This is a genomic window from Xanthomonas sp. NCPPB 3569, assembly GCF_041475645.2.
GTDB classification, from domain to species: Bacteria; Pseudomonadota; Gammaproteobacteria; order Xanthomonadales; family Xanthomonadaceae; genus Xanthomonas; species Xanthomonas phaseoli.
The window spans coordinates 4,649,656-4,674,836 of the sequence record NZ_CM192969.1; the positions used below are offsets into that span (position 1 = coordinate 4,649,656).

26 protein-coding genes are annotated in these 25,181 nt (G+C 64.2%); 12 read left to right on the forward strand and 14 right to left on the reverse strand.

Annotated features, from left to right (window positions below; genetic code table 11):
* Window positions 1-368: 368 nt before the first annotated feature.
* On the reverse strand, window positions 369-1,058 hold the full coding sequence (locus ACCQ03_RS20100; protein ID WP_209227891.1) for a glutathione binding-like protein: 690 nt from the start codon (window positions 1,056-1,058) through the stop codon (window positions 369-371).
* Window positions 1,059-1,085: 27 nt separating this feature from the next.
* On the opposite strand from ACCQ03_RS20100, the gene ACCQ03_RS20105 reads away from it, so the two are divergent.
* The 6 genes from ACCQ03_RS20105 (at window position 1,086) to ACCQ03_RS20130 (ending at window position 9,076) form a co-directional block, all read left to right on the forward strand.
* On the forward strand, window positions 1,086-1,277 hold the full coding sequence (locus ACCQ03_RS20105; RefSeq protein ID WP_057677603.1) for a hypothetical protein: 192 nt from the start codon (window positions 1,086-1,088) through the stop codon (window positions 1,275-1,277).
* Between the two features lie 166 nt (window positions 1,278-1,443).
* Window positions 1,444-4,458 (forward strand): TonB-dependent receptor, encoded by a 3,015-nt coding sequence (locus tag ACCQ03_RS20110; protein WP_209227894.1) that lies wholly within the window; start codon window positions 1,444-1,446, stop codon window positions 4,456-4,458.
* Window positions 4,459-4,645: 187 nt separating this feature from the next.
* A complete protein-coding gene (locus ACCQ03_RS20115) occupies window positions 4,646-5,347 on the forward strand; it encodes a SapC family protein (RefSeq protein ID WP_057677608.1) in 702 nt (233 codons plus the stop codon).
* The gene (locus ACCQ03_RS20120) at window positions 5,337-6,350 is read left to right on the forward strand and encodes a cupin-like domain-containing protein (RefSeq protein ID WP_057677605.1); all 1,014 of its coding nucleotides are present in this window, start codon (window positions 5,337-5,339) and stop codon (window positions 6,348-6,350) included. The genes ACCQ03_RS20115 and ACCQ03_RS20120 overlap by 11 nt, the downstream gene beginning before the upstream one ends.
* A 10-nt stretch (window positions 6,351-6,360) precedes the next feature.
* Window positions 6,361-7,926 (forward strand): tryptophan halogenase family protein, encoded by a 1,566-nt coding sequence (locus ACCQ03_RS20125; protein WP_057677606.1) that lies wholly within the window; start codon window positions 6,361-6,363, stop codon window positions 7,924-7,926.
* A 139-nt stretch (window positions 7,927-8,065) separates the two neighbouring features.
* A complete protein-coding gene (locus tag ACCQ03_RS20130) occupies window positions 8,066-9,076 on the forward strand; it encodes an energy transducer TonB (RefSeq protein ID WP_039574372.1) in 1,011 nt (336 codons plus the stop codon).
* A 166-nt stretch (window positions 9,077-9,242) separates the two neighbouring features.
* Here ACCQ03_RS20130 and ACCQ03_RS20135 read toward each other — a convergent pair whose 3' ends face one another.
* The 5 genes from ACCQ03_RS20135 to ACCQ03_RS20155 are packed head-to-tail and all read right to left on the reverse strand — an operon-like array spanning window position 9,243 to window position 13,657.
* Window positions 9,243-10,436, reverse strand: a complete 1,194-nt coding sequence (locus ACCQ03_RS20135; RefSeq protein ID WP_057678938.1) for an ABC transporter permease — start codon at window positions 10,434-10,436, stop codon at window positions 9,243-9,245.
* Window positions 10,433-11,179: an ABC transporter ATP-binding protein gene (locus ACCQ03_RS20140; protein ID WP_057678939.1), complete on the reverse strand. Its 747-nt coding sequence runs from the start codon at window positions 11,177-11,179 to the stop codon at window positions 10,433-10,435. Before ACCQ03_RS20140 ends, ACCQ03_RS20135 begins: the two co-directional genes overlap by 4 nt.
* 31 nt (window positions 11,180-11,210) lie before the next feature.
* Window positions 11,211-12,812 carry an alpha/beta fold hydrolase gene (locus ACCQ03_RS20145; protein WP_209227896.1) on the reverse strand — a complete coding sequence of 534 codons (1,602 nt, stop codon included), beginning with the start codon at window positions 12,810-12,812 and terminating at the stop codon, window positions 11,211-11,213.
* 60 nt (window positions 12,813-12,872) lie between these two features.
* Entirely contained in the window at window positions 12,873-13,073 is a 201-nt protein-coding gene (locus ACCQ03_RS20150) for a helix-turn-helix transcriptional regulator (RefSeq protein WP_017156280.1), read from the reverse strand.
* A complete protein-coding gene (locus ACCQ03_RS20155) occupies window positions 13,070-13,657 on the reverse strand; it encodes a hypothetical protein (RefSeq protein ID WP_209227898.1) in 588 nt (195 codons plus the stop codon). Before ACCQ03_RS20155 ends, ACCQ03_RS20150 begins: the two co-directional genes overlap by 4 nt.
* Window positions 13,658-14,098: 441 nt before the next feature.
* On the opposite strand from ACCQ03_RS20155, the gene ACCQ03_RS20160 reads away from it, so the two are divergent.
* A complete protein-coding gene (locus ACCQ03_RS20160; RefSeq protein ID WP_209227900.1) occupies window positions 14,099-15,661 on the forward strand; it encodes a GH39 family glycosyl hydrolase in 1,563 nt (520 codons plus the stop codon).
* Window positions 15,662-15,750: 89 nt separating this feature from the next.
* On the opposite strand, the gene ACCQ03_RS20165 is transcribed toward ACCQ03_RS20160, so the two are convergent.
* A complete protein-coding gene (locus ACCQ03_RS20165) occupies window positions 15,751-16,023 on the reverse strand; it encodes a metal/formaldehyde-sensitive transcriptional repressor (protein WP_057678943.1) in 273 nt (90 codons plus the stop codon).
* Window positions 16,024-16,087: 64 nt separating this feature from the next.
* On the opposite strand from ACCQ03_RS20165, the gene ACCQ03_RS20170 reads away from it, so the two are divergent.
* A complete protein-coding gene (locus ACCQ03_RS20170) occupies window positions 16,088-17,152 on the forward strand; it encodes a cation diffusion facilitator family transporter (protein WP_209227987.1) in 1,065 nt (354 codons plus the stop codon).
* 85 nt (window positions 17,153-17,237) lie between these two features.
* On the opposite strand, the gene ACCQ03_RS20175 is transcribed toward ACCQ03_RS20170, so the two are convergent.
* Window positions 17,238-18,065, reverse strand: a complete 828-nt coding sequence (locus ACCQ03_RS20175; RefSeq protein ID WP_162267518.1) for a ferredoxin--NADP reductase — start codon at window positions 18,063-18,065, stop codon at window positions 17,238-17,240.
* Window positions 18,066-18,101: 36 nt separating this feature from the next.
* Between ACCQ03_RS20175 and ACCQ03_RS20180 the strand changes: the two genes are divergently transcribed.
* Both ACCQ03_RS20180 and ACCQ03_RS20185 read left to right on the forward strand, forming a co-directional pair.
* Entirely contained in the window at window positions 18,102-19,097 is a 996-nt protein-coding gene (locus ACCQ03_RS20180; RefSeq protein WP_017156286.1) for an ABC transporter ATP-binding protein, read from the forward strand.
* Window positions 19,094-19,906 carry an ABC transporter permease gene (locus tag ACCQ03_RS20185; protein WP_029820666.1) on the forward strand — a complete coding sequence of 271 codons (813 nt, stop codon included), beginning with the start codon at window positions 19,094-19,096 and terminating at the stop codon, window positions 19,904-19,906. Before ACCQ03_RS20180 ends, ACCQ03_RS20185 begins: the two co-directional genes overlap by 4 nt.
* On the opposite strand, the gene ACCQ03_RS20190 is transcribed toward ACCQ03_RS20185, so the two are convergent.
* The gene (locus tag ACCQ03_RS20190) at window positions 19,903-20,496 is read right to left on the reverse strand and encodes an AbiU2 domain-containing protein (RefSeq protein WP_139790956.1); all 594 of its coding nucleotides are present in this window, start codon (window positions 20,494-20,496) and stop codon (window positions 19,903-19,905) included. The two genes, ACCQ03_RS20185 and ACCQ03_RS20190, sit on opposite strands and share 4 nt — an antisense overlap.
* A 174-nt stretch (window positions 20,497-20,670) precedes the next feature.
* On the opposite strand from ACCQ03_RS20190, the gene panE reads away from it, so the two are divergent.
* Both panE and ACCQ03_RS20200 read left to right on the forward strand, forming a co-directional pair.
* The gene (panE, locus tag ACCQ03_RS20195) at window positions 20,671-21,609 is read left to right on the forward strand and encodes a 2-dehydropantoate 2-reductase (protein WP_209227904.1); all 939 of its coding nucleotides are present in this window, start codon (window positions 20,671-20,673) and stop codon (window positions 21,607-21,609) included.
* 283 nt (window positions 21,610-21,892) lie between these two features.
* Window positions 21,893-22,408: a hypothetical protein gene (locus ACCQ03_RS20200; protein ID WP_057678947.1), complete on the forward strand. Its 516-nt coding sequence runs from the start codon at window positions 21,893-21,895 to the stop codon at window positions 22,406-22,408.
* 158 nt (window positions 22,409-22,566) lie between these two features.
* On the opposite strand, the gene ACCQ03_RS20205 is transcribed toward ACCQ03_RS20200, so the two are convergent.
* Genes ACCQ03_RS20205 through ACCQ03_RS20225 form a run of 5 tightly spaced genes read right to left on the reverse strand, consistent with a single transcriptional unit; the run spans window position 22,567 to window position 25,074 of the window.
* A complete protein-coding gene (locus ACCQ03_RS20205) occupies window positions 22,567-22,971 on the reverse strand; it encodes an acyl-CoA thioesterase (protein ID WP_057678948.1) in 405 nt (134 codons plus the stop codon).
* Window positions 22,972-23,007: 36 nt separating this feature from the next.
* Window positions 23,008-23,460, reverse strand: a complete 453-nt coding sequence (locus tag ACCQ03_RS20210; RefSeq protein WP_057678949.1) for a DUF3592 domain-containing protein — start codon at window positions 23,458-23,460, stop codon at window positions 23,008-23,010.
* Between the two features lie 37 nt (window positions 23,461-23,497).
* Complete coding sequence (locus ACCQ03_RS20215) at window positions 23,498-23,824, reverse strand: thioredoxin family protein (protein ID WP_057678950.1); 327 nt, start codon at window positions 23,822-23,824, stop codon at window positions 23,498-23,500.
* The gene (locus tag ACCQ03_RS20220; RefSeq protein ID WP_057678951.1) at window positions 23,796-24,290 is read right to left on the reverse strand and encodes a flavodoxin; all 495 of its coding nucleotides are present in this window, start codon (window positions 24,288-24,290) and stop codon (window positions 23,796-23,798) included. The genes ACCQ03_RS20215 and ACCQ03_RS20220 overlap by 29 nt, the downstream gene beginning before the upstream one ends.
* Before the next feature lie 13 nt (window positions 24,291-24,303).
* Window positions 24,304-25,074: an ImmA/IrrE family metallo-endopeptidase gene (locus ACCQ03_RS20225; RefSeq protein ID WP_244664103.1), complete on the reverse strand. Its 771-nt coding sequence runs from the start codon at window positions 25,072-25,074 to the stop codon at window positions 24,304-24,306.
* Window positions 25,075-25,181 lie beyond the last annotated feature (107 nt).

Consider the following 25,181-nt stretch of genomic DNA (forward strand, 5'->3'; position numbering starts at 1 on the left):
GGGTGCCGATAGACGTTTACGCGCGCTGCGGATCGACCATCGCGGGTTTGAGGTGGATCCGGTGATGGGTGAGTGCGGATTTGATGCGAGATCCGTACCCTCACCCCAACCCCTCTCCCGAGGGCAGAGGGGCTCTCGCTGGCTTTTTCTGCCGGGAGAAAGTGGCGCGTTGCGCCGGATGCGGGCGGGCGCCGCCTGTGTTGTGCGATTGAACCGCTGCGTAGTGCGGTGTCTGACTGCGTGACTGCATGAAGCGATGCAATGCAGTGCGACCACCTGCGCAGCAGACCCTGGCGCAGCCCCGACAGCACCGCGCTTCAGCACTCCGCTTCCGCACGCAGCCTCCGCCCCTGCCCAAGCCCTACGCCTCAGCGCTTGCCGAACAGGTGCTTGCGCTCTTCATCGCTGAGCGGCTTGCCGGCATTGGGATTGACCTGCTCCTTGAGCGCATAGGCGCGCTGGGTGGCCGGGCGGGCGGCGATGGCGTCGTGCCAGCGCTTGAGATGCGGAAAGGCGGCGTAGTCCGGCTTGAGGTCGCCATACACTTCGATCCACGGATAGCTGGCCATGTCGGCGATGCCGTAGTCATCTCCCGCCAGGAAGGCGTGGTCGGCCAGGCGCTTGTCGAGCACGCCATGCAGGCGACGCACCTCGGCGTTGTAGCGCTCGATCGCGTAAGCAATCTTTTCCGGTGCGTAGACGTTGAAGTGACCCATCTGGCCGCTCATCGGGCCCAGCCCGCCCATCTGCCAGAACAGCCATTCCAGTGCAGCGATCCGGCCGCGGGCATCGCGCGGCAGGAAGCAGCCGGTCTTCTCGGCCAGATACAGCAGGATCGCGCCGGACTCGAACACGCTCTGCGCACCGCCGCCATCGGCCGGTGCATGGTCGACGATGGCCGGCATCTTGTTGTTGGGCGAAATCTGCAGGAATGCAGGTTCGAATTGCTCGCCCTTGCCGATGTCCACCGGCTTGAGGGCGTACTGCAGCCCGGCCTCTTCCAGAAACAGCGTGACTTTGTGCCCGTTGGGCGTAGGCCAGTAATACAGATCGATCATTGTGCGCTCCAGTCGAAGGTGGGGTCGTTGCGGCAGACCGAACTCAAGGCAACTGCCTGGCATGCACGCATCCGGCCGGCGACGCATTCGCCGCTGACCAACCCGCTTGCCAGGCGCGCATCCGAGGCGTGTGCCCGCGATATCGGTGCCATCGCCTATCGAGATACGTTGCCATCCAAGCGCGATGGTAAGGCCAAGCGTTTGCATCCGGCTGCATGACACGCCTCGCTCGGTGGAACGATGTGTGACGCGACAGGGTCGCGGCCGATGCTGCAGTGCAAATTGACTTTGTTAAGACCGCAATAACAAATGCTCGATTGTTCCATTGACCTTTGCCTGTCCCGCCTGGGGCCGGCCTTATCTTCTGTTTGGGGAAGCAACTACCGTGAGAGAGACTCGCACCCTGCCGCGCACGCGGCGCTTGACGTCTGCCCTGCTGTTCGCCTTGTCGACTCCGCTGGCCGCGCAGACCGCGCCGGCGCCGCAGTCGGCATCCACTGTCCCGGGTTCCAGTCAGGCCGATCCCGCCACCCTCGATACCGTCCAGGTCAGCGGTATTCGCGGCAGCCTTACCTCGTCGATGAACGTCAAACGCGATGCGCAAGGCATCGTCGACGGCATCGTGGCCGAAGACATCGGCAAGTTCCCCGATACCAACCTGGCCGAATCGTTGCAGCGCATCAGCGGTGTGTCGATCGACCGCTCGCTGGGCGAAGGCTCGCGCGTCACCGTGCGTGGCGTCGGCCCGGACTTCAACCTGGTGCTGTTGAACGGCCGCCAGATGCCGGGCGCCAGCATCGAAGAATCCAATGCTTCCAACTCGCGCGCGTTCGACTTCGCCAACCTGGCGTCCGAGTCGATCTCCGGCATCGAGGTGTTCAAGACCAGCCGTGCCAGCACGCCTACCGGCGGTATCGGCGCGACCATCAACATCAAGACCGCCCGGCCGCTGGATAACCCCGGCATGCATGCCAACGTGGGCCTCAAGGGTGTGCATGATTCTTCCAACGAGAATCTGCCCGGCCGCTTGCAGGGCGATTCGCTGACGCCGGAAATTTCCGGCATTTTCAGCAACACCTCGGCCGACGGGCGCTTCGGCGTGTCGCTGAGCGGCAGCTACCAGGAACGCGACTTCGGCTACAGCCAGGTCGGCGTGCCCAATGGCTGGCGCGCATTCCGTGGCGATTCCACCGCCTACGGCACCATTCCGCAGCCCGGTGCACCGGGTTCGGAAAACATCGTCAACCGCCCCGGGCCGAACGATATCTATTCGGTGCCGCAGAACCTCAACTACCGCGTGGTCGGCGTCGAACGCCAGCGCACCAACGGCCAGTTGGTGCTGCAGTACAAGCCGCTGGACAACATCACCACCACGCTGGATTACACCTACTCGGAAAACGAGATCCAGCAGCAGCGCAACGAGATGTCGGTGTGGTTCAACTACGGACCGTCCGCCAGCTCCTGGACCAAGGGACCGGTCGCAGGCCCGATTACCTATTCGGAAATCGTCAATCCGCCCACCAGCGATCTGGCCACCGCCGGCTCCAATGCGGCCACGCGCAACCAGAACAAGTCGCTGGGTTTCAACGTGGATTGGGCGGTGAACGACCAGTTCAAGCTCAACTTCGACATCCACCGCTCCACTGCCGAAGCCGGCGCGGACAGCCCGTACGGGTCGAGCAACTCGCTGGGCGTGTCCGGTTTCTACCGCGGCACCTCGGTGGTGGATTTCAGCAAGGATTTCCCGGTGCTGCAGCAGCAGCTGGGCTTCGGGCTCAATGGCCTGGATCCGTCGCGCACGCTGGTCACCGGCTCGGCGTTCCGCAATAGCTACATGAAGTCGGAAATCGATCAGGCGCAGGTCAACGGCGACTTCACCTTCGAAAACTATTCGCAGTTGAAGTTCGGCATCGGCAGCACCGAGGTCAAGAACCGCTCGGCGTTTTCCAATGTGCAGCGCGACACCTGGGGCGGCAACGGCACGGCAGCCGACTATCCGGACGACCTGTGGATTCCCAGCTCGTTTGCGCAGTACTTCGATGCGATCGACGGCAGCGGCAATCCGGCACAGTTCAACCAGCTGTTCCTGTTCGACTTCGAGCGCGCGCGCCAGGCCGCTGCGCAAGCCGCTGGCGATGAGTCGCTGTACCGTATCTCGCCGGTGTTCACCACCGACCGCCGCGTGACCGAAAAATCCAAGAACGCCTACCTGCAGTGGGGCAATAGCTGGGACGATCTGCGCGTGCCGATCAGCCTGGCCGCCGGCGTGCGTTACGAGGAAACCAAGGTGGAAGCGCGGGCGCTGGTACCGGTGGCCGTGGGCATCGACTGGGTCGCCAACAACGAGCTGCCGATCCGGCTGGCCGACTCGGCGTTCTCCGGTTGCAGCGGCAAGTACGAATACTGGCTGCCCAGCCTGGACCTGAGCTTCAAGCTACGCGAAGACCTGGTACTGCGCGGCAGCTATGGCGAAACCATCGGCCGACCCGGCTGGGGCGACATCCAGGGCGGGCAGACGCTCAACCAGATCGGCCGCATCGAAGGCGGCTCCGGCCAGGAAGGCAATCCCGGCCTCAAGCCATTGCTGTCGCACAACATCGACCTGTCGCTGGAGTGGTACTACGGCGACGCGAGCTACGCCTCGGTGGGCTTCTTCCGCAAGAACATCGACAACTATGTCGGCGTCACCACCCGCAACGACACCTCGCTCGGCCTGCACACGCCGGTGGGCGGCGCCTACTGGAACCAGGCGCTGGCCAATGGCTGCGCCACTGCCGACCTGACCTGCATCCGCAACTACATCTTCCGCAACTTCGCCGGCCAGCCGGGCGTGGTCCGCGGAACCGACGACACCAATGGCAATGCCACCGGTACGATCAGCGGTCAGCCGGGCGACCCGGTCGCCAACTTCTCCATCACCGCGCCGGCCAACCAGCGTTCGGCCTCGCTGGATGGTTGGGAATTCAACGTGCAGCACATGTTCGGCCAGAGCGGTTTCGGCGTGTCGGCCAACTACACCAAGGTCGATTCCGGGCTGACCTACAACAACTACGTGATCGGCGAGCAGTTCGCGCTGGAAGGGTTGAGCGATTCGGCCAACCTGGTCGGTTTCTACGACAAGGGACAATGGCAGGTGCGTGCGGCCTACAACTGGCGCGACGAGTTCCTGGCCGCGCGTTTTGACGGCAGTGGCCTGCCCAACCCGGTCTACACCGAAGCCTATGGTCAGCTGGATCTGAGCATCGGCTACCAGTGGACCGATAACCTGTCGCTGAGCCTGGAAGCGATCAACCTCACCAACGAAATACAGCGCCAGCACGGCCGGCAGAAGAACGAGATCATCTATGCCACCCAGACCGGCCCGCGCTACATGCTGGGGCTGCGCTACAAGTTCTGGTGATGCCGCTGTGGCGATGCAGGACTGACTGCATCGCCACAGCAAGCCGCACGTTCCCCGGCAGCTTGACCGCCGGGGAACGTACACGGCCGTTGCACACTCCCGAGGACGTGAAGGCATCCGGGGCTTGCCGTGCAATGGCGATTCGTTGAAGCATGGGCCACGCGCCCCGCGTGCTGTGCCGATCCCCATGACCAATGCTGTGTTGTTGAACAATCTCGATCACCGCGATCTGCGTGTGATCACCGCGCACGGCGCCGTCTACGGCGATGACGTGATGTCGGCGGCGACCTTTCCGCAGGAATTTCGCCAGGTGCAGGCGCAATACCCCATCGTGTTCCATCGCAGCGGCGAGCGCAGTTTCCAGCCGCTGGCATTGCTGGGATTACGCCTGGGCGAAAACCTGTTCCTGGATGGCGCGCACTGGGATGCGCCCTATATCCCGCTGGCGATTGAGCGCCAGCCGTTCCTGATCGGCGAGCAGCCCGATGGGCCGATGGTGCATGTGGACCTGGACAGCCCACGCATCAGCCGCACCGAGGGCGAACCGCTGTTTCGCGAACACGGCGGCACCACCGAATTTCTCGACCGCATCAGCCAGGTGCTGCGCACGCTGCACGATGGCCTGGTGGCCAGCACGGGCTTTGTCGAACGTGCGCTGCGTTACGACCTGCTCGAGCCCTTCGTGTTCCAAGCCACCTTGAACAACGGCCTGGAATGTCGCCTGGCCGGGCTGTATGTCGTGCACGAAGAACGCCTGCGCGCACTCGATGATGCGGCGCTGCTCGAACTGCACCGTCACGGCGATCTGGAACCGCTGTACATGGCGGTGGCCTCGATTGCGCAATTGCGCCATCTGCTCGAACGCATGAACCGCCGTCATGCCGGCTGAGCCACGCGCCATCGAAGAACGCCACGGCCTGGACCCGCAACAGCTGGACCCGGCCATCCTTCGCTCCACCACGCCGCTGGTGCTGCGCGGGCTGGTACGCGACTGGCCGCTGGCCCGCGCCGGCGCCAGTTCTGCGCAGGCCGCTGCCACTTACCTGCGTGGTTTCGACCGCGGCGAGGCAGTGGTGGCGCAAGTTGGGCCACCGGAGATCGGTGGGCGCTTTTTCTACAACGCGGACATGAGCGGCTTCAATTTCCGCCCCGAACGCGTGCCGTTGGGCGTGGTGCTGGACACCTTGCTGCGCGACCTGGACAACGCGCAGCCGCCGGCCATCTATGTCGGCTCCACCACGCTGGACACCTACCTGCCCGGCCTGCGTGCAGCCAACCCGATCGCGCTGCCGCAGGCCGCGCCGCTGGCCAGCATCTGGATCGGCAACCGCACCCGGATCGCCGCCCATCAGGACCTGCCGGACAACCTGGCCTGCGTGGTCGCCGGGCGACGCCGGTTTACGCTGTTCCCGCCCGATCAGCTGGCCAATCTCTACATCGGCCCGCTGGATCTCACCCCGGCCGGGCAGCCGGTCAGCCTGGTGGATATCGCCGCACCGGACCTGCAGCGTTTTCCGCGCTATGCGCAGGCGCTGGACCACGCCCTGGTCGCCGAGCTGGCGCCGGGCGATGCGCTGTTCATTCCCAGCATGTGGTGGCATCACGTCGAGGCGCTGGAGAGCTTCAACGTATTGGTGAACTTCTGGTGGCGGCAGAGCCCGGCCTACATGGATTCGCCGATGAACGCGCTGATGCTGGCACTGCTGACCATCCGCGACCTGCCGGCCGAACAACGCGCCACCTGGCAGGAAGTGTTTCGTCACTATGTCTTCGAGTCCGACGACAGCACCGCCGCGCATCTTCCCGATGCCGCGCGCGGTGTGCTGGCCCCGATGGACGACGCCAGCGCGCGCAGCCTGCGTGCGCGGCTGTTGCAACGCTTGAATCGCTGAGGATTTGACCATGCCCGACACCACGCCTTCGGACCCGCAACAGCGCCCGGTACGCCACGTCGTCATCGCCGGTGGCGGCACGGCCGGCTGGATGGCGGCGGCAGCGCTGTCGAAATTGCTGGGCCGGCACCTGCAGATCACCCTGGTGGAGTCCGACGAGATCGGCACGGTGGGGGTAGGCGAAGCCACCATCCCCAGCCTGGTTACCTTCCACCGCTTGCTGGAAATCGACGAAGCCGCGTTCATGGCCGCCACCCAGGCCACCATCAAGCTCGGCATCGCCTTCGAACACTGGCGCGATGTGGACCAGCACTACATCCATTCCTTCGGGCATGCCGGGACCGACCACTGGAGCGCCGGGTTCCAGCATTTCTGGTTGAAGGGGCGCCAGCGCGGGGTGGCACGCGACTTCGGCGACTACTGCTTGGAACTGCGTGCGGCGCAGGAAGGCCGTTTTGCGCACCTGCCCAATGGCGGGATGAATTACGCCTACCACCTGGACGCCGGGCTGTACGCGCGCTTCCTGCGCCGCTTCAGCGAAGGCTTCGGGGTGCAGCGCATCGAGGGGCGTATCGGCCAGGTCGAGACCGACCCGGAGAGCGGCTTCCTCACCGCGCTGACCCTGCACAACGGCGCCCGCGTGGAAGGCGATCTGTTCATCGACTGCACCGGCTTTGCCGGCCTGCTGATCGGCAAGACGCTGGGCGTGGGCAGCGACGATTGGTCGCGCTGGTTGTTCGCCGACAGCGCGCTGGCGGTGCAGACCGAGTCGGTGGGTCCGCCGGTGACCTACACCCGTTCGCGCGCCGATCAGGCCGGCTGGATGTGGCGCATTCCGCTGCAGCACCGGGTGGGGAACGGCATCGTGTATTCCAGCCGCTACATGGATCAGGATGGCGCCCGTGCGGTGCTGGAACGCAACCTCACCGGGCGCGCGCTCACCGAACCGCGGCCGCTGCGCTTCACGCCCAACCAGCGCCACCGCGTGTGGGAGAAGAACTGCGTGGCGCTGGGCCTGGCAAGCGGGTTCCTAGAGCCGCTGGAATCGACCAACATCCATCTGATCCAGCGCGGCATCATCCGCCTGCTGCAGACCTTTCCGCAGGTGATCAACGCGGTCGACATCGCCGAGTACAACCGTCAGGCGGCCCAGGAGATCACCCACATCCGGGATTTCGTGATCCTGCACTACCACGCCACCGATCGCCGCGACACGCCGTTCTGGCGCGACTGCGCGGCCATGGACATCCCCGATTCGCTGCGCCACCGGGTGGAGTTGTTCCGCCAGAGCGGGCGGGTCTTCCATCAGGCCAACGAGCTGTTCGCGGAGAACTCCTGGGTGCAGGTGATGCTGGGCCAGGGCATCGTGCCGCAACAGCACCATCCGGTGGCCGACCTGATGGGCGGTGCGGAGCTGGGCCGCTTTCTGGAGACCATCCGCACCCGGGTGGAGGCGGCGCTGGTACGGTTGCCCGCGCACGCGGATTTCCTGCAGCGCTACTGCCCTGCCCCGCCGCTGCCCGAACCGGCCGCGCGCGCACCGGCCCCGCACGTCATGGCGACCCCGGCCGGATAAATTTCGGCGATCTGCAGCGCAACCCTTGGCTTAGACCGCCCCAGCAATGCTAGATTGCGGCATTGCCGTCCATTGCGGGAACAATGGCCGGCGCTCGCCGCAGCAACGTTATCTTTCGCACTCGGGGTAAGGGGGACGCATGTTGGATCTGACACAGGGCCGTATGGCACGCCGGATCGCGCCGGTCATTTTGCTGGTGGGCCTGGCCGCCTGCTCCAAGCAGGAAGACAAGGCCGCCACCACCACGCCGGCGACCGGCGCCACACCGGCGGCAACGGCACCCACGCCGGCCACGGCGGTCTCGCCGCAGGTGCAGTCGATGGCTGCCGAACAATTGCGCGAATCTGCCACCAAGGCGCTGCAGGACAACCGCATGTACGCCCCGGCCGGCGACAACGCGGTGGAGTACTACCTGGCCTTGCGCGAGAAGCAGCCGCAGGACGCCACCGTCAACAGCGCGCTGACCGATCTGCTTCCCTATACCCTGATCGCTGCCGAACAAGGCATTAGCCGCGAAGAATTTCCCGAAGCGCAGCGCTTGATCGCGTTGATCGAGAAGGTCGACCCGCAGGCACCGGCATTGCCGCGCCTGAAGAGCGGCCTGGAAACGGGAATGAAGACCGCTGCCAACCGCTCCGAGCAGGATGCCGAGCAGGCCAAGAAGCAGGTCGAGGACAAGGCCAAGCAGGCGGCCGAGCAGAAGCGTCTGGCCGAGCAGCAGAGCCGTGAGGCCGCCGCTGCCCAGCAGATTGCCGCCCAGCAGGAAGCGGCCCGCCAGCAGACCGCCGAGGCCGAGCGCCAGGCCGCTGCACGGCGCCAGGCCGAAGCGCCGGCACCCACGCCGGCGGCACCGCGCCCGGCGCCAGCCGCCGCCGCTGCAGCCGCGCCGGCCGCGCAGTCGCTGCGTCCGATCAGCACCCCGGCCCCGCGCTACCCCGCCGAAGCACTGCGCTCGGGTACCTCGGGCGAGGTGCTGGTGGAACTGACGGTCGGCACCGACGGCTCGATCACCGCCTCGCGCGTGCTGCGCGCCAATCCGCCGCGCGTTTTCGACCGCGAAGCCCTCAACGCGGTCAAGCGTTGGCGCTTCGAACCGGTGGCCGCACCGGTGACCACGCGGCGTACGCTGTCGTTCAATCCGGGCGATTGATCGCCGGGTCGTTGATGACATGGAAACGCAAAAGCCCGCAGCGATGCGGGCTTTTGCGTTGTGGTGGTGCGTTGTGGCGGTGGTGTGTTGCCGCGGCAATGCAACGTCGGTGTTGCGCGTTGCAGGGTGCCGCCGGGACTTGCCGCAAACACCCACCACAACACCCTCAGCCCGAAATCGCCAGACGCTCCTGGTGATAGCGGCGCACCGCCGCATACCACAGCAATGCCGCCACCCCGAAACCGGCCAGCAGATACACCGCCCAGGTCTGCAGGTTGATGGTCTCGTGACGGATCACCTTCAACAGCATCTGGTTCTGCGCCAGAAACGGCACCGCGAAATGCCACAGCTGCGTCTTCAGCGGATAGGCCATCAACGCGTAGCCCGGCAGCATCGGCAGCAGCAGCAACCAGGTCATGTGCGCCTGCGCTTCCTTCATGCTCTTGGCCGCGGCGGCCAGATAGGTCAGCAGCGAGGTGCCGACAAACAGCATCGGCACCAGGATGAAGAGCATCTGCAGCATCGGCATGAAACCGACATTGAGCTGGCGGCCCAGGTTGGATGTGGAGAGCTGCGCGCTCAGCTTGAATGCCAGCAAGGTGAGCAACAGCGACACCATGCCGATCACGCAGGCCGCAGTGATCTTGCCGCTGACGATGGCGCTGCGCGGCGCAGGCGTGGCCAGCAACGGCTCCAGCGACTGGCGTTCGCGCTCGCCGGCGGTGGCGTCCAGAATCAACGACGCGCCACCCAGAAACGAGGTGATCACCAGCAACACCGGCAGCAGCATCGCCATCATCTGGCCGCGCTTGGCTTCGGCCGTGGCCAGGTCTTGCGCGGCCACTTCCAGGGGCCTGGAAACCTGCGCGTCGATACCGCGCGCCAGCAGCCGCAGTGCGCCGACCTGCTGGCTGTAGCCGGTGAGCGCGGCCTGCAGGCGCATGCTCGGCACATCGGCCTCGCGGCGGGTGCTGTCCTTGATGATCTCCACCAGCGCCGGCCGACCTTCGCGCCAATCCTCGGCGTAGCTGTCGCTGATGCGCAGCGCCACATCCACATCCTGGTTGCGAATCGCCGCGGTCAGGTCGGCTGGCGCATCCACGGCATTGAGCCCTTGGGCGGCCAGAAATCGCACCAGATTCGGGGCATTGCTGCGCCCGAGCGTGGGGATCTCCAACGGCTTGTCGATTTGGGTGCGCACGCGGCTTTCGCTCAGGGCCCCCATGCCCAGGATCAGGATCGGGTACAGCAACGGCGATAACAGCAACGCCAATGCCAGCGTGCGCCGGTCGCACGAGATGTCGCGCAACTCCTTGCGCAGCACCGTCCACAACGTGGACAACAACGATGTAGTGCTCATGCGTGCAGTCCCTCGTCCGAACCGATCGCCTTGACGAAGGCGTCTTCCAGATTGTGTTCACCGGTGGCAGCGCGCAGTTCGTCGGCGCTGCCGGATGCGACCACCTTGCCCTTGGCGATGATGACGATGCGGTCGCACAGCGCGGCGACCTCCTGCATGATGTGGCTGGAAAAGATCACGCAGCGCCCCTCCGCACGCAGCTGCTGCAGGAAACCGCGCATGGCGCGGGTGGTCATCACGTCCAGGCCGTTGGTGGGCTCGTCCAGGATCACGTTGCGCGGGTCGTGCACCAGGGCGCGCGCAATCGCGGTCTTGGTGCGCTGGCCCTGGCTGAAGCCTTCGGTCTGGCGGTCGAGAATGTCGTCCATGTCCAACGCGCTGGCCAGCAGCTGCGTGCGCTGCGCGATCTGCGCACGCGAGAGGCCATGCAACTGGCCGAAGTAGGCAATGTTCTCGCGTGCGGTCAGCCGCTTGTAGACGCCGCGTGCGTCCGGCAACACCCCGAGTGCACGGCGCACCGTTACCGGGTCGCGGGCGGCATCCACGCCATCCACAGCCACGCTGCCCTGGTCGGGCGCCATCAACGTGTAGAGCATGCGCAAGGAGGTGGTCTTGCCGGCGCCATTGGGGCCGAGCAGGCCGGTGATCTGGCCATCGGCGGCGCTGAAGCTGACCCCGTCGACGGCTTTCACCAGCCCGGTCTTGGTCTTGAACGACTTGTGCAGGGTATCGACGACGATCATGCAAGCGCCTCCGTGGCGTGGTCGATGCGGCTCATGGTTCCCATCCGTTGAACGAGGTGAAGGCGGGCACGGTGTTGAGGCTGGCAACGCAGGTGGTATCCAGCGCCTTGGCATCGGCGGTCTGCATGAACTGGCTCAGCACCTTGGGCATGCAGCCCAGCCGGAACACGCCATGCCCCTGCCCGGGCGCGATCACATGCCGGCCGTTGGGCAGGCCCTGCAGCACGCGCTCGGCGTAGCGTGGTGGTGTGACCGGGTCCAGCTGACCGGAGAGCAGCAGCACCGGCAACGTGGAGCGGAACGGCGCGCTCGCGGCGGCCGGCGCCGGCTTGGACGGCCACACCTTGCACGGTGCGAAGAACATCTCGGCCACCTCGTTGCCCAGCAAGGTGGTGGCCTGGTGTGTGGGTGGGCGATAGCGCCCGGCATCTTCGCTGCACAACACCGACCATTGCATCAGGCGATTCATCTGATCGGACATGCCCGATGCGCTCATCTGCGCCAAGGCCATCAACGAGGCATACCGGCCTGCGGCAGCTTCGTCGAGCACCAGCGGCAACAGCGACGCGGTTTCCGGCGCATACGAGAAACCGAACGCCAGGCCGGCGACGGTGTCGGCAGTGACCTGTTCGTGGCGTAAGCCACCGGTGCGCGGGTCGCGGTAGTCCACCGCCACCGGTGCCTGCCGCAACCGCTCCACCACCTGGCGCAACTGGGTGGCGGTATCGACCGGAAAGCGCTTGGCGCATGCAGGCTGCTGCCGGCATTGCGCAGACTGCAACGCAATCGCATCTTCGAAGGTGCGCGCGAACTCGCCGCCGATCACCAGATCGTTCGGCGCCACGCCATCGATCACCACGGTGCGCGTGTGCTGCGGATAACGTGCGGCATAGTGCTGCGCCACACGCGTGCCGTACGAGGCACCGATCAGGTTCAGCGTCTGCACGCCCAGTGCTGCGCGTACCGCATCCAGGTCGCCGATGGCTTCGCTGGTGGTGTAGTAGCGCGGGTCGGCGTCGTTGCGCAAACCATCGGCACATCGGGCCGCATACGCAGTCAATTGCTCGGCGGTGGCCTGGCTGCTGTTCTCCAGCGCCAGCGGCTTGCCGGCCGCGTCGCGACACGCCAGCGGATGCGAGCCACCGGTGCCGCGCTGATCGACCAGAAAGATGTCGCGCTGCTTGCGCACTTCGTGCAGGCCCATGTCCACGATCGCCGCGACTTCGGTGGCCGATTGCCCCGGCCCACCGGCAATGAAGAACACCGGGTCCGGCGTGCTGCCGCCGCCGGCGTCGCTTTCCAGCCAGGCAATCTTCAACGCGATGCTGCGCCCGCTCGGTGCGGCCGGATTTTCCGGCACGCGCAGGCTTGCGCACTGCGCTTCGATATTGCCGGCAGCACCGCCGGCGCTCAGCGTGCACGGGGTGAACAGCAACGTGCCGTAACGATTGCCTGCGGCATTGCCGGGTGGGGTGTGTGCAACAGGCTGCCGCGCAGCCGTACCCGGCGCTGTCGCGGTGGATCTTGCCGCAACGTCCGTTGCTGCGGCCGGCGCTGCAGCGCGCTGGCATCCGGCCGCCAGCATCGCGATCAATGCTGCCGCCACCATTGTGGATTGCTTGACCATCGTCATCCTATCTCCTGGTAGTGCCTGTCCCCTGACGTTGCCTGCGGCCACACGTGACCGCGGCAACTACTGCCCGTCTTCGAAAAGAAACACCTGCTCGATCGCTTCGCCAAACAAGCGTGCGATCCGGAACGCCAACGGCAGGCTGGGATCGTATTTGCCGGTTTCCAGCGCATTGATCGTCTGCCGCGACACACCCAGCCGTTCGCCGAGTTCCCCTTGCGACCACCCGTTGGCCTCGCGCAATTCGCGCACGCGGCTATTCATTCAAAACGACGCGCGTGGATGCTTTTGGTGATGCCGTAGATGACGCACAGCAAGGGAAACACCCACAGCATCGCCGCGCTCGCCGGAACATCGATCAGCTCGGCAGCCTGCAGAAATCCGGCCGTCATGTACGCACCGCTGATCAGCCCGGCGGCAATGGCGATCGCTTCCAGCTCGATCCGCCGTTGCATCTCGTCCGAATGGCGCACGTAGCGCGCCACTGCACGAATGACCAGTACCACCAGCACCGCCGGCAGCAGGGCGATCAACACCCGCGCCCAGTGCGGCCCGACATGCCCGAGCAGATAGCGCCAGAACAGCATCACCAACGCGTACAACAGCATCGGGATGCCGAATTCGCGGTAGTAACGGCGCGCCAACGCCGGGCGGGTGCTATCGCGCAGATCGCCGCGCGCCAGCCAGATCGGCACCGACAGCAGCATGCACGAGCCACCAATGCCGGCACTGACCCCGGCAAGGTAGTTGCTTAACGGCAGCACGTGCCACAGGCCGAGCAGCCCAATGCCGAGGAAGACCAGCCCCACGCAGAACACCAGCAGCGCCTTGCGCTTGCAGGAAGTCATCGCACGGCCTCGGCAACGCCATGACGCGCGCTGTGGGCACGTGCGGCAACCGTGCACACAGCGCATCGCGTTGCACGGTGATGCCTGCATTCCATTTGCCTGTGCTGCCGCCGCATCCCAGTCGCCTGTCAAGTACGCTTGACAGGCAAGATGCGCCCACTGGACGTTGCTGTCAAGCACCCTTTACACATTCGAATGCGGCTTTCTGGATCGGCCTTCATTGCTGGGCCCAAGCGACGAACGCCCGTGGCGGGACGTCGGCAGGCAAGACAGACGACACGCAGCCGCCGCAGCGTACGCGCGGCACATGCCGATGCCGATGCCGCGTTCGCATGGCGGCTGCCCAGCGGTGTGGTTGGCCTCGCTGCATCACCCTGCATGTCGGCAGTGGTCTGCCGCGCATGCGGTAGGCTGCCGGCTGGAACTTCAGCAGGAGCGACGATGCGTTCACCTGTCTTGTTGGCAGCGGCGCTGTGCTGCATGACGCCCTCTGCACCGGCGCAGCACGCGGCGCCGCGCACGATCCAGCTGGATCTGGCCACCGCTGGCGCGCCGGTCGATCGTTTTTACGACCTGTCGGTCGGCTCGGATTTCCCCGGCACCTTGATTCGCAGCGACACGCAGGCGCATCTGCTGCCTGTAGTGCAGGAGTTGGGGTTTCGCTACATCCGCTTCCACGATGTGTTTCATGACGTACTCGGTACCGTCAAACAGGTCGACGGCAACCTGGTATACGACTGGACCAAGCTGGATCAGTTGTACGACGCGCTGCTGGCCAAGCGGATTCGCCCGTTCGTCGAATTGGGCTTTACCCCAAGCGCAATGAAAACCTCGGAACAGACGTTGTTCTACTGGAAGGGCAACACCTCGCATCCGGATCCTGCCAAGTGGACGCAGTTGATCGATGCGTATGTGCGCCACATCCGCGCGCGTTACGGTGCCGAGGAAGTGCGCCAGTGGTATTTCGAAGTCTGGAACGAGCCCAATCTGAAGGATTTCTGGGAGAACGCCGACCAGCAGGCCTACTTCGATCTGTATGCGAACACGGCGCGCACCATCAAGGCGATCGACCCGCAACTGCGCGTCGGCGGTCCATCGACGGCAGGCGCCGCCTGGGTACCCGAGTTACTGGCCTTCGTCGCCAACAACACGCTGCCGATCGATTTCGTCACGACACATACCTATGGCGTGGATGGCGGGTTTCTCGATGAAAACGGCAAGCAGGACACCAAGCTGTCCGCATCGCCGGATGCCATCGTCGGCGATGTGCGACGCGTGCGCGCACAGATCCAGGCCTCGCCATTTCCCAACCTGCCGCTGTACTTCACCGAGTGGAGCAGCAGCTATACACCGCGCGATTTCGTGCACGACAGTTACATCAGCGCGCCCTATCTGCTGACCAAGCTCAAACAGGTGCGCGGCGTGGTGCAAGGCATGAGTTACTGGACCTATACCGATCTGTTCGAAGAACCCGGCCCACCGCCCACGCCGTTCCACGGCGGGTTTGGGCTGATGAATCGCGAAGGCATTCGCAAGCCGGCCTGGTTCGCTTACAAATACTTGCATGCGCTCAAGGGCCGCGATGTGCCGCTGAGCGACACACATTCCCTGGCCGCAGTGGACGGCACGCGTGTCGCCGCGCTGGTGTGGGATTGGCAGCAACCCGTGCAGGCAGTGAGCAATACGCCGTTCTACACCAGGCAGGTGCCCGCCACCGATAGCGCACCGTTGCAGATGCGCATGACCCACGTGCCTGCCGGCACGTACCAATTGCAGGTGCGCAGGACCGGCTACCGGCGCAACGACCCCTTGTCGCTGTATATCGACATGGGCATGCCCAAGGCGCTTGCGCCGCGTCAGTTGACGCAGTTGCAACAGGCAACGCGCGATGTGCCCGAACAGGACCGGCGTATCCGTGTGGGCACCGATGGCGTGCTTGACATCGCGGTGCCGATGCGCAGCAACGATGTGGTGCTGCTGACGCTGGAGCCGGCCGCGCGCTGACGGCAGACGCTCAGGATGGCTGCGCGTTGGAACGATGGGGCGCAGCACGCCCATGCAGACCGTCGCGCGCAATTATCTGCCGACGGCGCTTACTTCAAATAGGTCTTGAGGATCGCCGTGATGTCATCCACTGCGCGCTCGCGCTCGTCCAGGGCGTGGGGTGCGGCAACATGGTGCTTGAGGTGCTCGCTGAGCAGCTCGACCATCAAACCCTGCGCCGCGCCGCGAAATGCGGCGACCTGGGTCAGTAGCGCAGTGCATTCCACGTCCTGCGTCAGGGCTTTTTCCAGCCCTTCCACCTGCCCGCGGATCCTGCGCACGCGCGCGAGCAGTTTCGTCTTGTCCTGATTGAGATGCGTCATGCCATATACCCCCCAGGGGTATTTAGGATACCCTGTGGGGGTACCTTAGCCAGGGCCATCGCCGATGTCGACCACGCACGCCGCGCCGCATTGCGCGCAGTCGCACACCTTTGCCAGCACCAACCCGCTCGCCGAGCGCAGCACCGGCAAGGCGGTGATGCTGACCGTGCTCATGATGGTGGTGGAGATCGTGGGCGGTTGGATGCTCAATTCCATGGCCCTGCTCGCCGACGGCTGGCATATGAGCTCGCACGCGTTGGCGCTGGGACTGGCGTTGTTCGCCTATCGCTTCGCGCGGCAACATGCCGCAGACGTGCGCTTCACCTTCGGTACGTGGAAGGTCGAGGTGCTGGGTGGTTACACCAGCGCGATCCTGTTGTTGGGCGTTGCCGCGCTGATGGCGTTCCAGTCGGTGGAACGGTTGTTCACGCCCAAGCCCATCCAGTATCAGGAAGCAACCGTGATTGCGGTGATCGGCCTGCTGGTGAATTTGATTTGCGCGTGGTGGCTGCGCGATTCGCATGGGCATGCTCACTCCCACGGGCATCGCAGCCACGGCCATGCGCACACGCACGAAGGTCATGGTCATGGTCATGGTCATGGTCATGGTCATGGTCATGGTCATGGTCATGGTCATGGTCATGGTCATGGTCATGGTCATGGTCATCACCAGGATGCGCACAGCGATCTCAATCTGCGCGCGGCGTATCTGCACGTGGTGGCCGATGCCGCGACCTCGGTGCTCGCCATCGTCGCGCTGGTCGCCGGCATGCACTGGGGCATGTCCTGGCTGGACCCGCTCATGGGTCTCGTCGGCGCGGTGCTGGTTACCGTCTGGGCCTGGGGGTTGCTGCGCAGCACCGGCAGCGTGTTGCTGGATGCGGAGATGGACGCGCCGGTGGTGGCCGAAGTGAAGCAGGTGATCGCCGAGCTTGGGCATGCGATCGACATCGCCGACCTGCATGTGTGGCGGGTCGGCAGCGAGCGGTATGCCTGCGTCATCAGCCTGGTCACCACGGCCGACATCGATGCGGAGCGGGTGCGGCGCGCGCTGCAGATCCATGAAGAACTGGTGCATGTCACGGTGGAGCTGCAGCAGCGCCCGGCGCTACTGAACGCTACGGCCTAGAACCGCAGCAGCTCGGCGCCACACGCCGCAGGCCACAGCACGCCTGCCGGCACAGGCGGCATGTACGCGCCGCCTACACGCAATCTCAGGCCTTGGGCGGCGTGGAGCTGACGTATTTTTCGCGGCGAATCTGCGCACTCGGCAGGCCGGCGGCTTTGAGCGCGTCCAGGCAGGTGTCCACCATGTCCGGGTTTCCGCACAGGTAGGCGATGTCGTGCGCGGCATCGGGCGCGAACTCGGCCAGGTGCTGCTGCACGTAACCGTGCCGCACATCGGCGTGCGGCTGGGCGGGCAATTCGCGCGAGAAGCACGGCACGTAGCGGAATTGCGGATGCGCATCGGCAAACGCGCGGAAGTCCTCGCCGTACAGCAGCTCGGTCGGGGTGCGTGCACCTTGCAGCAACACCACCTGCACACCGCGGGTGGCGATCGCTTCGGCCAGCAGCGGCAGCATCGAGCGGTACGGGGTGACGCCGGTGCCGGTGGCGATCAGCACGTAACGCCGGTTGTGGTCGCCCGGCTGCAGGCAAAAGCGCCCGTAGGGGCCGCTTGCCTGCAACTGGTCGCCAATCTCCAGGCCTTCGAACAAGGCCGTGGCCGAGCCGCCGGGCACGAAGCTCACCGCGATCTCCACTGCCTCGCCCGGCCCCAGCGCATGATCGTGGATGGTCGCCAGCGAATAGCTGCGCTTGGTCGGCGTGCCATCGGCGTAGTCGAAATGGATCTGGATGAACTGCCCGGGCTGGAAATCCAGCGGCTGGCCGTCGTCACGGACGAACTGGCAGTGGGCCACGGTGGGCGCAATCATGCGCCGGTCGACAAGCTTGAGGGGGAATTGAACGGGCACGAACGTATTTGGGACAGTCTGTGATCGGGGCAAACCCCAACGGGCTTCTATAATAACGGGCTGCAACTCGCTGCGCCGTCACCCTGGCGCGAAGGACCCGGCTTGAATTCCCCATCTCCCCGTGCGCCCGCCCTGCGCGTGTGCGATCTGCGCAAGACCTACGACAACGGCACCCAGGCGCTCAAGGGCGTCTCGCTGGACGTGGCGCCAGGCGATTTCTTCGCCCTGCTCGGCCCCAACGGGGCGGGCAAGTCCACCCTGATCGGCATCATCAGCTCGCTGGTGAACCTGTCCGGCGGCCAGGTGGAAGTGTTCGGCACCGACCTGGTGGCCCACCGCAGCGATGCGATGCGCCTGATCGGCCTGGTGCCGCAGGAAATCAACTTCAACCTGTTCGAGAAGCCGTTCGACATCCTGGTCAACTACGCCGGCTTCTACGGCATGCCGCGCAGCCAGGCGCAGGCGCTGGCCGAAGTGGAACTACGCCGCGCCCACCTGTGGGAGAAGGCCCAGGTAATGAGCCGCACGCTCTCCGGCGGCATGAAGCGCCGGCTGATGATCGCCCGCGCCATGATGACCCAGCCGCGCCTGCTGATCCTGGACGAACCCACCGCCGGTGTGGATATCGAAATCCGCCGCGACATGTGGCGCGTGCTCAAGGACATCAACGCCGCCGGCACCACGATCATCCTGACCACGCATTACCTGGAAGAAGCCGAGCACCTGTGCCGCAACCTGGCCATCATCAACCACGGCCAGATCGTCACCCAGGGGCCGATGCGCGAACTGCTGGCCAAGCTCGACGTGGAAGGGTTCCTGTTCGATATCGACGGTGAGCTGCCCGCGCAGTTGCCGGTGATCGAAGGCACCACGCTCACCGCCATCGACGGCCACACGCTGGATCTGGACATGCCGCGTGCGATGGACCTCAACCGCGTGTTCGCCACCCTGGGCGATGCCGGCATCCGGGTGCGCTCGATGCGCACCAAGAGCAACCGGCTGGAAGAATTGTTCGTTCGCCTGACCGGGCCCGGCGAGACCGTCGCCGCCCCGGCTCCTGCCGCAGCGGCGCCCGTGCGCCCGGCAGGCCACCCATGAGTCCCTCGGAGCCGTCGATGTCCGCCACGCCCGCCACACCCCGCCAACGCAACTGGATTGCGCTGGGCACCATCGTGCGCCGCGAAGTGCAGCGCATCCTGCGCATCTGGGGCCAGACCCTGGTGCCGCCGGCCATCACCATGACGCTGTACTTTTTGATCTTCGGCGGGCTGATCGGCTCGCGCGTAGGCGAGATGGGCGGCTACAGCTACATGCAGTTCATCGTGCCCGGCCTGGTGATGATGAGCGTGATCCAGAACAGCTACGGCAACATCTCTTCGAGCTTCTTCGGCGCCAAGTTCGGCCGCCACGTCGAAGAGCTGCTGGTCAGCCCGATGCCCAACTGGGTGATCCTGTGGGGCTATGTGTCCGGCGCGGTGCTGCGCGGGGTGATGGTCGGGGCGATCGTGCTGATCATCGCGATGTTCTTCACCCCGGTGCGGATCCCGCATCCATTGGTCACGCTGACCACGGTGTTGCTGGGCGCGACCATCTTCTCGCTGGCCGGCTTCGTCAACGCGGTCTACGCCAAGAAGTTCGACGACGTGGCGATCGTGCCCACCTTCATCCTGACCCCGCTGACCTACCTGGGCGGCGTGTTCTATTCGGTGAAGCTGCTGCCCGGCTGGGCCGAGGCGGCCACCCATGCCAACCCGATCTTCTACATGGTCAACGCGTTCCGCTACGGCCTGCTCGGCAGCTCAGACGTGCCGATCTGGGTGGCCTATGCACTGATGCTGGGCTTTGTCGCCGTGCTCAGCGCCCTGGCGTTGTGGCTGCTGCGGCGGGGTGTGGGGTTGCGGAGCTAGTCCAAGGCACTCATGAAAACTGGCTGCCATAAGGAAGTGGCAGATGCCTTCATTTTTTCTTCTAGTTTTATGAGGTCAACTTTGGCTCCTTTAATGGCCAAGCTGAGATGAGAAGAAATATCGCGCGCTGCATCTGCTAGGTGGAAAAGCTCATTGTAGGTAGGGTCTCGTAGTAGTTGCTCCTTCAGCAAAGTGTGTGCCATTCCGTGATTTCTGAGTTCGCGCAAGAATCGTCGCGTTGATCTACCCTTCGCGCATGAAACCTCGCTTCGATAAATCTCAATGGCCGAAGAAATTGCATTTTTACAGCAGGCGACGTGCTCTTCCTTCAATGCCTCAGATGCATTTTTTCCAGCTTCCTTCGCTTGATTAATTAGTGCTTTTGTGCAGCGCTTTTGCTTCACCAACCGAATTAACAAAGGAATTGACGCGGCATCCCGCCTGTTGACCGGCATCCTACGAGACCCCTGATCGAACACTCTCGCAAGGCTCAGTGCAAAATTGAGAGTCATACTTTGCTTTACCGAATTGTAAGCCGCCGCATTTGGTGGAATTTGAATCGGTGCACTCGATTTAAATTTCCTAACCATGTCGTTAGCAACAGCTAACGTTGCTTCTGCTCTAAGGGCTGTTTGAACATCATGATGATCATATCAATCATTCGATTGATCCTTAAAACGGCCTCATCCCTGGTGATCGAAATTCTCTTTTTTGGATCTACGCGACGTCATTTACCTTCTCTCGAACAACCTAGGAACGATTCTATGAGGTTACTCATCCTCGGCGCCGGCGGCACCGGCGGTTATTTCGGCGGGCGGCTGGCGCAGGCCGGCGTGGACGTCACCTTCCTGGTCCGCGAGGCACGTGCGGCGCAGCTGCAGGCCGACGGCTTGCGCATCCGCAGCCCGCTGGGCGATGCCGATCTGCAGGTGGCGCATGTCACCGCGCAGGACTTGCCGGCGCGGGTGGCGCAGCGGCCGTTCGACCTGGTGATCCTCAGCTGCAAGGCCTACGACCTGGACAGCGCGATCGAGGCGATTGCGCCAGCGGTGGGCGAGCACACCACGGTGTTGCCCATCCTCAACGGGCTGCGCCATTACGCGGCATTGGACGAGCGCTTCGGCTCAGCGCGGGTGCTGGGCGGGCTGTGCTTCATCAGCGCCACCAAGGGCGAGCACGGCGAGATTCTGCACCTGGGCAAGCCGGCAGCGATCACCTTCGGCGAGCGTAGCGGTGACGCGCAATCGGCGCGGGTGCAGGCATTTGCCGCCGCTTGCGCGCAGGCCGACATCACCTATGTGGCCAGCGAGCAGATCGCGCAGGAACAGTGGATCAAGTACAGCTTTCTCACCGCACTGGCCGCGGCCACCTGCCTGATGCGTGCGCCGGTAGGCGCGATCGTGGCCACCGATGACGGCCGCGCGTTGATCAACGGCATGTACAACGAGTGTCTGTGGGCCGCCGATGCGGCCGGGCAATCGATTCCCGAGCCAGCACGCGCCAACGCGTTGCAAACGCTGCTACAGGTGGATTCGCCGCTCAAGGCCTCGATGCTGCGCGACCTGGAAGCCGGCCAGGACGTGGAAGCAGCACAGATCGTTGGCGACATGCTGGCGCGCGTGCGCGAGACCGGGCGCAATGCCCCGCTGCTGATGGCCGCCAATGTGCATCTGCAGGCGTATCAGGTGTTGCGGCATAGCTGATGGGAATGCAGGCGGCTGTGCGCGTGCGACGCATGCATCGCCCCATCCGCCCTTCGGGCACCTTCCCCCGCAGGCGGGAGAAGGAAGCGGCTTGGGGAACAGTGGCTACCGTTGCATCAATGCGCGACGACCCCCAGCACCACTTCCAACAGATCCCTTCTCCCGCTCGCGGGAGAAGGTGGCGCAACGCGCCGGATGAGGGCGCGCCGGGTTAGCGCAGCCTTCGCGCTGCAACGACGCAGTGCACACGATGCTCTGCTTCCCATCGCCCACTTCGCCCCTGATGAAAGCGCTCAGCCACCTGTTTCGTGCCGGTCATTTCGTGATCCTGGCGTTCTTCGTACTGTGTGCGGCGGGCCTGGTGACGATGGCCGGGCTGGAGCTGTGGCACGGCTTCACACCCGGCGGCCACATGGTGGTGCGCGACCGCTTTAACGTCGTGCTCGAAGCAGTCGGCCTGCTGACAGTGGCGCTGGTCACGCTCGAACTGGGCCAGACCATCTTCGAAGAAGAGATCCTGCGCGACGTCAAGGTCAGTGGCCCCACGCGCGTACGGCGGTATTTGTCGCGCTTTTTCGTGGTGATCGTGATCGCGCTGGCGATCGAGACGCTGGTGTCGATCTTCGAGCTGATGCATGCCGACCCGGCCAAGCTACCCTACGCTGCTGCCGTCGGCTCATGCGCGGCCTTGCTGCTGATCGCCTGGGGCGTGTTCGTCAAGCTCAATCGCAGCGCCGAGGAGCTGGAACCGGAGGCGATGGAAGAAACCAAGCGCGAAGACCGCGAAGTGCAGGAATAAGCGCGGCAGACAGAACGTCGCTGGCGGTTGTCAGATAAGCGCGCGCGTTGCGGAGCAACGCAGTGGATACGCGGCACTTGTCCATTTTCGACGGCTAGCCGCGTTTTTTCGCAGCGGCGCAATCGTTTGCTTGTCAGCCGCTGTCCACCTGGTCAGTGTCAGCCAGTAGTTGTTGGCAGCGGCGGCACCGCCGTCGGCTTGCCATCGGCATCGAGCGCAATCATCACGAACTGCCCGCGCGTGCACAGCTCGCGCGCGCCGCTAAGCAGGTCTTCGGCGATCAATTCCACTTCCACCGTGATCGAGCTACGCCCCACCGATACCACGCGCGCGATGGTTTCCACCATCTGGCCCTGGCGGATCGGCAGCTTGAAATCCACCTGATCCGAACGCGCCGTCACCACGGTGCGGCGCGCATAGCGCGAGGCGGCGAGAAACGCGGCCTTGTCCATCCACGCCAGCGCCTGCCCACCGAACAACGTGCCCAGATGATTGGTGTGATTGGGAAACACGATCTCGGCCATGCGGGCTTCGGTCGGTGCAACGGGCGTGGAACTGGTCATGAAGAAGTGCCGTATGAGGAAGAAAGGCCGGCCCGATCAACTGCGCAGCGTCGGCAGGAAACTCAGGTCGATGTGGTACCGCGACGGCCGTTGCGGATCGACGAAGATGCGCAGCGATTGTCCATCGCGCAGGAACGGCTGCGGATCGGTCCACAGGTTGTCGCTGCGGTACTCGGTCAGGGTGTTGTGCGCGCGGTCATGGCGATGGGCCAGGATACGGAACGGGTGCACGCCATTGACCTGCAAAGACGCATTGCGTTCAACGCACACCAAGCGCGCCTCCACCACCGTGCCATGCTGGCGCAACCACGCCGCACGGCGCGCATGCCAGACACGATAGCCGAGGATGCCGCCACCCACGCCGCCGAATACCACGCCCAGCAGCAACAAGATCCAGCGGGCCTGATCCGGCAGCAGCGCCGCACCGGTCAACAGGCCCAGCCCCGCCAGCAGGAAGCTCCAGGCGACGATGGTGACGGTGGTGTTCATCGCCGGGCGCCTTGCATCGACCAAGCGCCGGCCACTCTCACAGGCCGCTGCGGACCGCCGCTTCCACCTGCGCCGGCGACTGGAAGCCCGGCAAGCGCGCCACTTCGGCACCGTCCTTGAACAAGGCAAGAGTCGGCGTCTGCCGCAGGCCCAGACCACGGAAAAACTCCTCGCCCACCACTTCCAGCTTCACCTTGAGCAGTGCGATGCCTGCGGCGTCCTCGCTCGCGGCGAACTTGGTCAGCGACATGTCGAGCATCTTGCAACCAGGGCAATTGTCCTTGTAATAGTCGACCAGTAAGCGCGGATGCGCGGCCAGGGCAGCGGCGTAGTCGTCAGGGGTGGTGGCGTGGAGCGTCTGCATGGGGGGTGTTCTCGAACGGTGTATCGGTGAGGGCAAGAATGTGGTCGGTCCAGCTTTGGATCTTGGTGGCGTCGCGTTCGCCGTGGGGCATTTGTTCGATCTCCAGCCGCGGGTAGCGCGTACCGAAAAACGCGGCCATGCGCCGGGCCGCACCGCAGTAGTTCTCCTCGCCCCACTGCGTCTCTCCGGTGCCGAATACTGCCAGACGTTCCGGTTTACCGACCGCGTCAACGAGCTGTTCGATGAAGCGCTTCATCTCCGGCGGCGTCCGCCCGGCGTTGATGCTCCAGCTGCCGAGGATGTAGAGATCGTGCTCGGCGCCGTTCGGGCATGCCTGCGCAAGCGTCTGGATGTCGGCATCGATCCAGGTCACCGCATGACCCAGTTCCTCACACCGCGCGCAGATCGCGCGCGCAACGTCGCGCGTATTGCCGCTGAGCGAGGTGTGGGCGAGGAGGATGCGCATTTCGGTAAAGCAATTACTCAATAACGAGTTTCAATTCTTCAAGACGAATGGCCATTGCTTCGATGCTGACTCCAAAAGACTCGGACAACGATGCGAAGTGGGAGCCATTGTAATAAATCGAACTCGCAAGCCTCCTAGAGACGTGACGGAGAGTCGGGAGAACCTCGATCACTTCGAAAATAGGCTTACTGAATAGCGCAAATGCAGTCTGCTCATTCAGGGTAAAAATACCAAGAAATCGAGATTTAAATTCTTCGGTTAGAAGTTTATCTGGCAGCAAGAAGTAAGTAGCGAATTTGTCTGCCTCGAGCTCGGTTCGACTGCGCGCTTGACGAATTCCGCTCAATGGCTGATCCCGATGCAAACCAGTTTGATCCGGATGAAGAATTGCGTGGCCGATCTCGTGGGCCGCAGTGAAACGCATGACTCTCGGGTCAGCATCCGTTGCAATTTGGATGGATCGATTCGATTGATTGATCAGACCTGCAACCGAAACTCGGCGGCGGCCACTGGTCATCCAGCCAAGACTGGAATGAAACGTAAGTTCGAAGCCCAGCAACTCAGCGGCAAGCCGCGGGTCTAAAACGTCAATCGGGTGCACGTTCTTACTCAACCCGAGATCTGTCCGCTTCTTCCAAATCGCGCGTTGTAACTCTTTAGCCCGTGCCTCAATCGACTCAAAACTGTGACTTTTCTTTGCAGAGAACGCCTCCCCTTCTGATCTCGCAAAGCGATAACGATTCTGATCGTTACCCGCCTGCCAGCACTCTTCAAGTTCTTCCATGTGCGCGTACGGGTTCTGAAGCCACATGCGACTAGACGAGATGCGTGGATCCAATCGCTTACTCATGGTGCCCCCGTATTAGATGGAAGTATTGAGAGGTGTTGATA

Coding starts and splice junctions, on each gene's coding strand:
- ACCQ03_RS20100 (WP_209227891.1), bottom strand. CDS start 1,058: ATGATCGATCTGTATTACTGGCCTACGCCCAACGGGCACAAAGTCACG.
- ACCQ03_RS20115 (WP_057677608.1), top strand. CDS start 4,646: ATGACCAATGCTGTGTTGTTGAACAATCTCGATCACCGCGATCTGCGT.
- ACCQ03_RS20120 (WP_057677605.1), top strand. CDS start 5,337: ATGCCGGCTGAGCCACGCGCCATCGAAGAACGCCACGGCCTGGACCCG.
- ACCQ03_RS20125 (WP_057677606.1), top strand. CDS start 6,361: ATGCCCGACACCACGCCTTCGGACCCGCAACAGCGCCCGGTACGCCAC.
- ACCQ03_RS20130 (WP_039574372.1), top strand. CDS start 8,066: ATGTTGGATCTGACACAGGGCCGTATGGCACGCCGGATCGCGCCGGTC.
- ACCQ03_RS20135 (WP_057678938.1), bottom strand. CDS start 10,436: ATGAGCACTACATCGTTGTTGTCCACGTTGTGGACGGTGCTGCGCAAG.
- ACCQ03_RS20140 (WP_057678939.1), bottom strand. CDS start 11,179: ATGATCGTCGTCGATACCCTGCACAAGTCGTTCAAGACCAAGACCGGG.
- ACCQ03_RS20145 (WP_209227896.1), bottom strand. CDS start 12,812: ATGACGATGGTCAAGCAATCCACAATGGTGGCGGCAGCATTGATCGCG.
- ACCQ03_RS20150 (WP_017156280.1), bottom strand. CDS start 13,073: ATGAATAGCCGCGTGCGCGAATTGCGCGAGGCCAACGGGTGGTCGCAA.
- ACCQ03_RS20155 (WP_209227898.1), bottom strand. CDS start 13,657: ATGACTTCCTGCAAGCGCAAGGCGCTGCTGGTGTTCTGCGTGGGGCTG.
- ACCQ03_RS20160 (WP_209227900.1), top strand. CDS start 14,099: ATGCGTTCACCTGTCTTGTTGGCAGCGGCGCTGTGCTGCATGACGCCC.
- ACCQ03_RS20165 (WP_057678943.1), bottom strand. CDS start 16,023: ATGACGCATCTCAATCAGGACAAGACGAAACTGCTCGCGCGCGTGCGC.
- ACCQ03_RS20170 (WP_209227987.1), top strand. CDS start 16,088: ATGTCGACCACGCACGCCGCGCCGCATTGCGCGCAGTCGCACACCTTT.
- ACCQ03_RS20185 (WP_029820666.1), top strand. CDS start 19,094: ATGAGTCCCTCGGAGCCGTCGATGTCCGCCACGCCCGCCACACCCCGC.
- ACCQ03_RS20190 (WP_139790956.1), bottom strand. CDS start 20,496: ATGGTTAGGAAATTTAAATCGAGTGCACCGATTCAAATTCCACCAAAT.
- panE (WP_209227904.1), top strand. CDS start 20,671: ATGAGGTTACTCATCCTCGGCGCCGGCGGCACCGGCGGTTATTTCGGC.
- ACCQ03_RS20200 (WP_057678947.1), top strand. CDS start 21,893: ATGAAAGCGCTCAGCCACCTGTTTCGTGCCGGTCATTTCGTGATCCTG.
- ACCQ03_RS20205 (WP_057678948.1), bottom strand. CDS start 22,971: ATGACCAGTTCCACGCCCGTTGCACCGACCGAAGCCCGCATGGCCGAG.
- ACCQ03_RS20210 (WP_057678949.1), bottom strand. CDS start 23,460: ATGAACACCACCGTCACCATCGTCGCCTGGAGCTTCCTGCTGGCGGGG.
- ACCQ03_RS20215 (WP_057678950.1), bottom strand. CDS start 23,824: ATGCAGACGCTCCACGCCACCACCCCTGACGACTACGCCGCTGCCCTG.
- ACCQ03_RS20220 (WP_057678951.1), bottom strand. CDS start 24,290: ATGCGCATCCTCCTCGCCCACACCTCGCTCAGCGGCAATACGCGCGAC.
- ACCQ03_RS20225 (WP_244664103.1), bottom strand. CDS start 25,074: ATGGAAGAACTTGAAGAGTGCTGGCAGGCGGGTAACGATCAGAATCGT.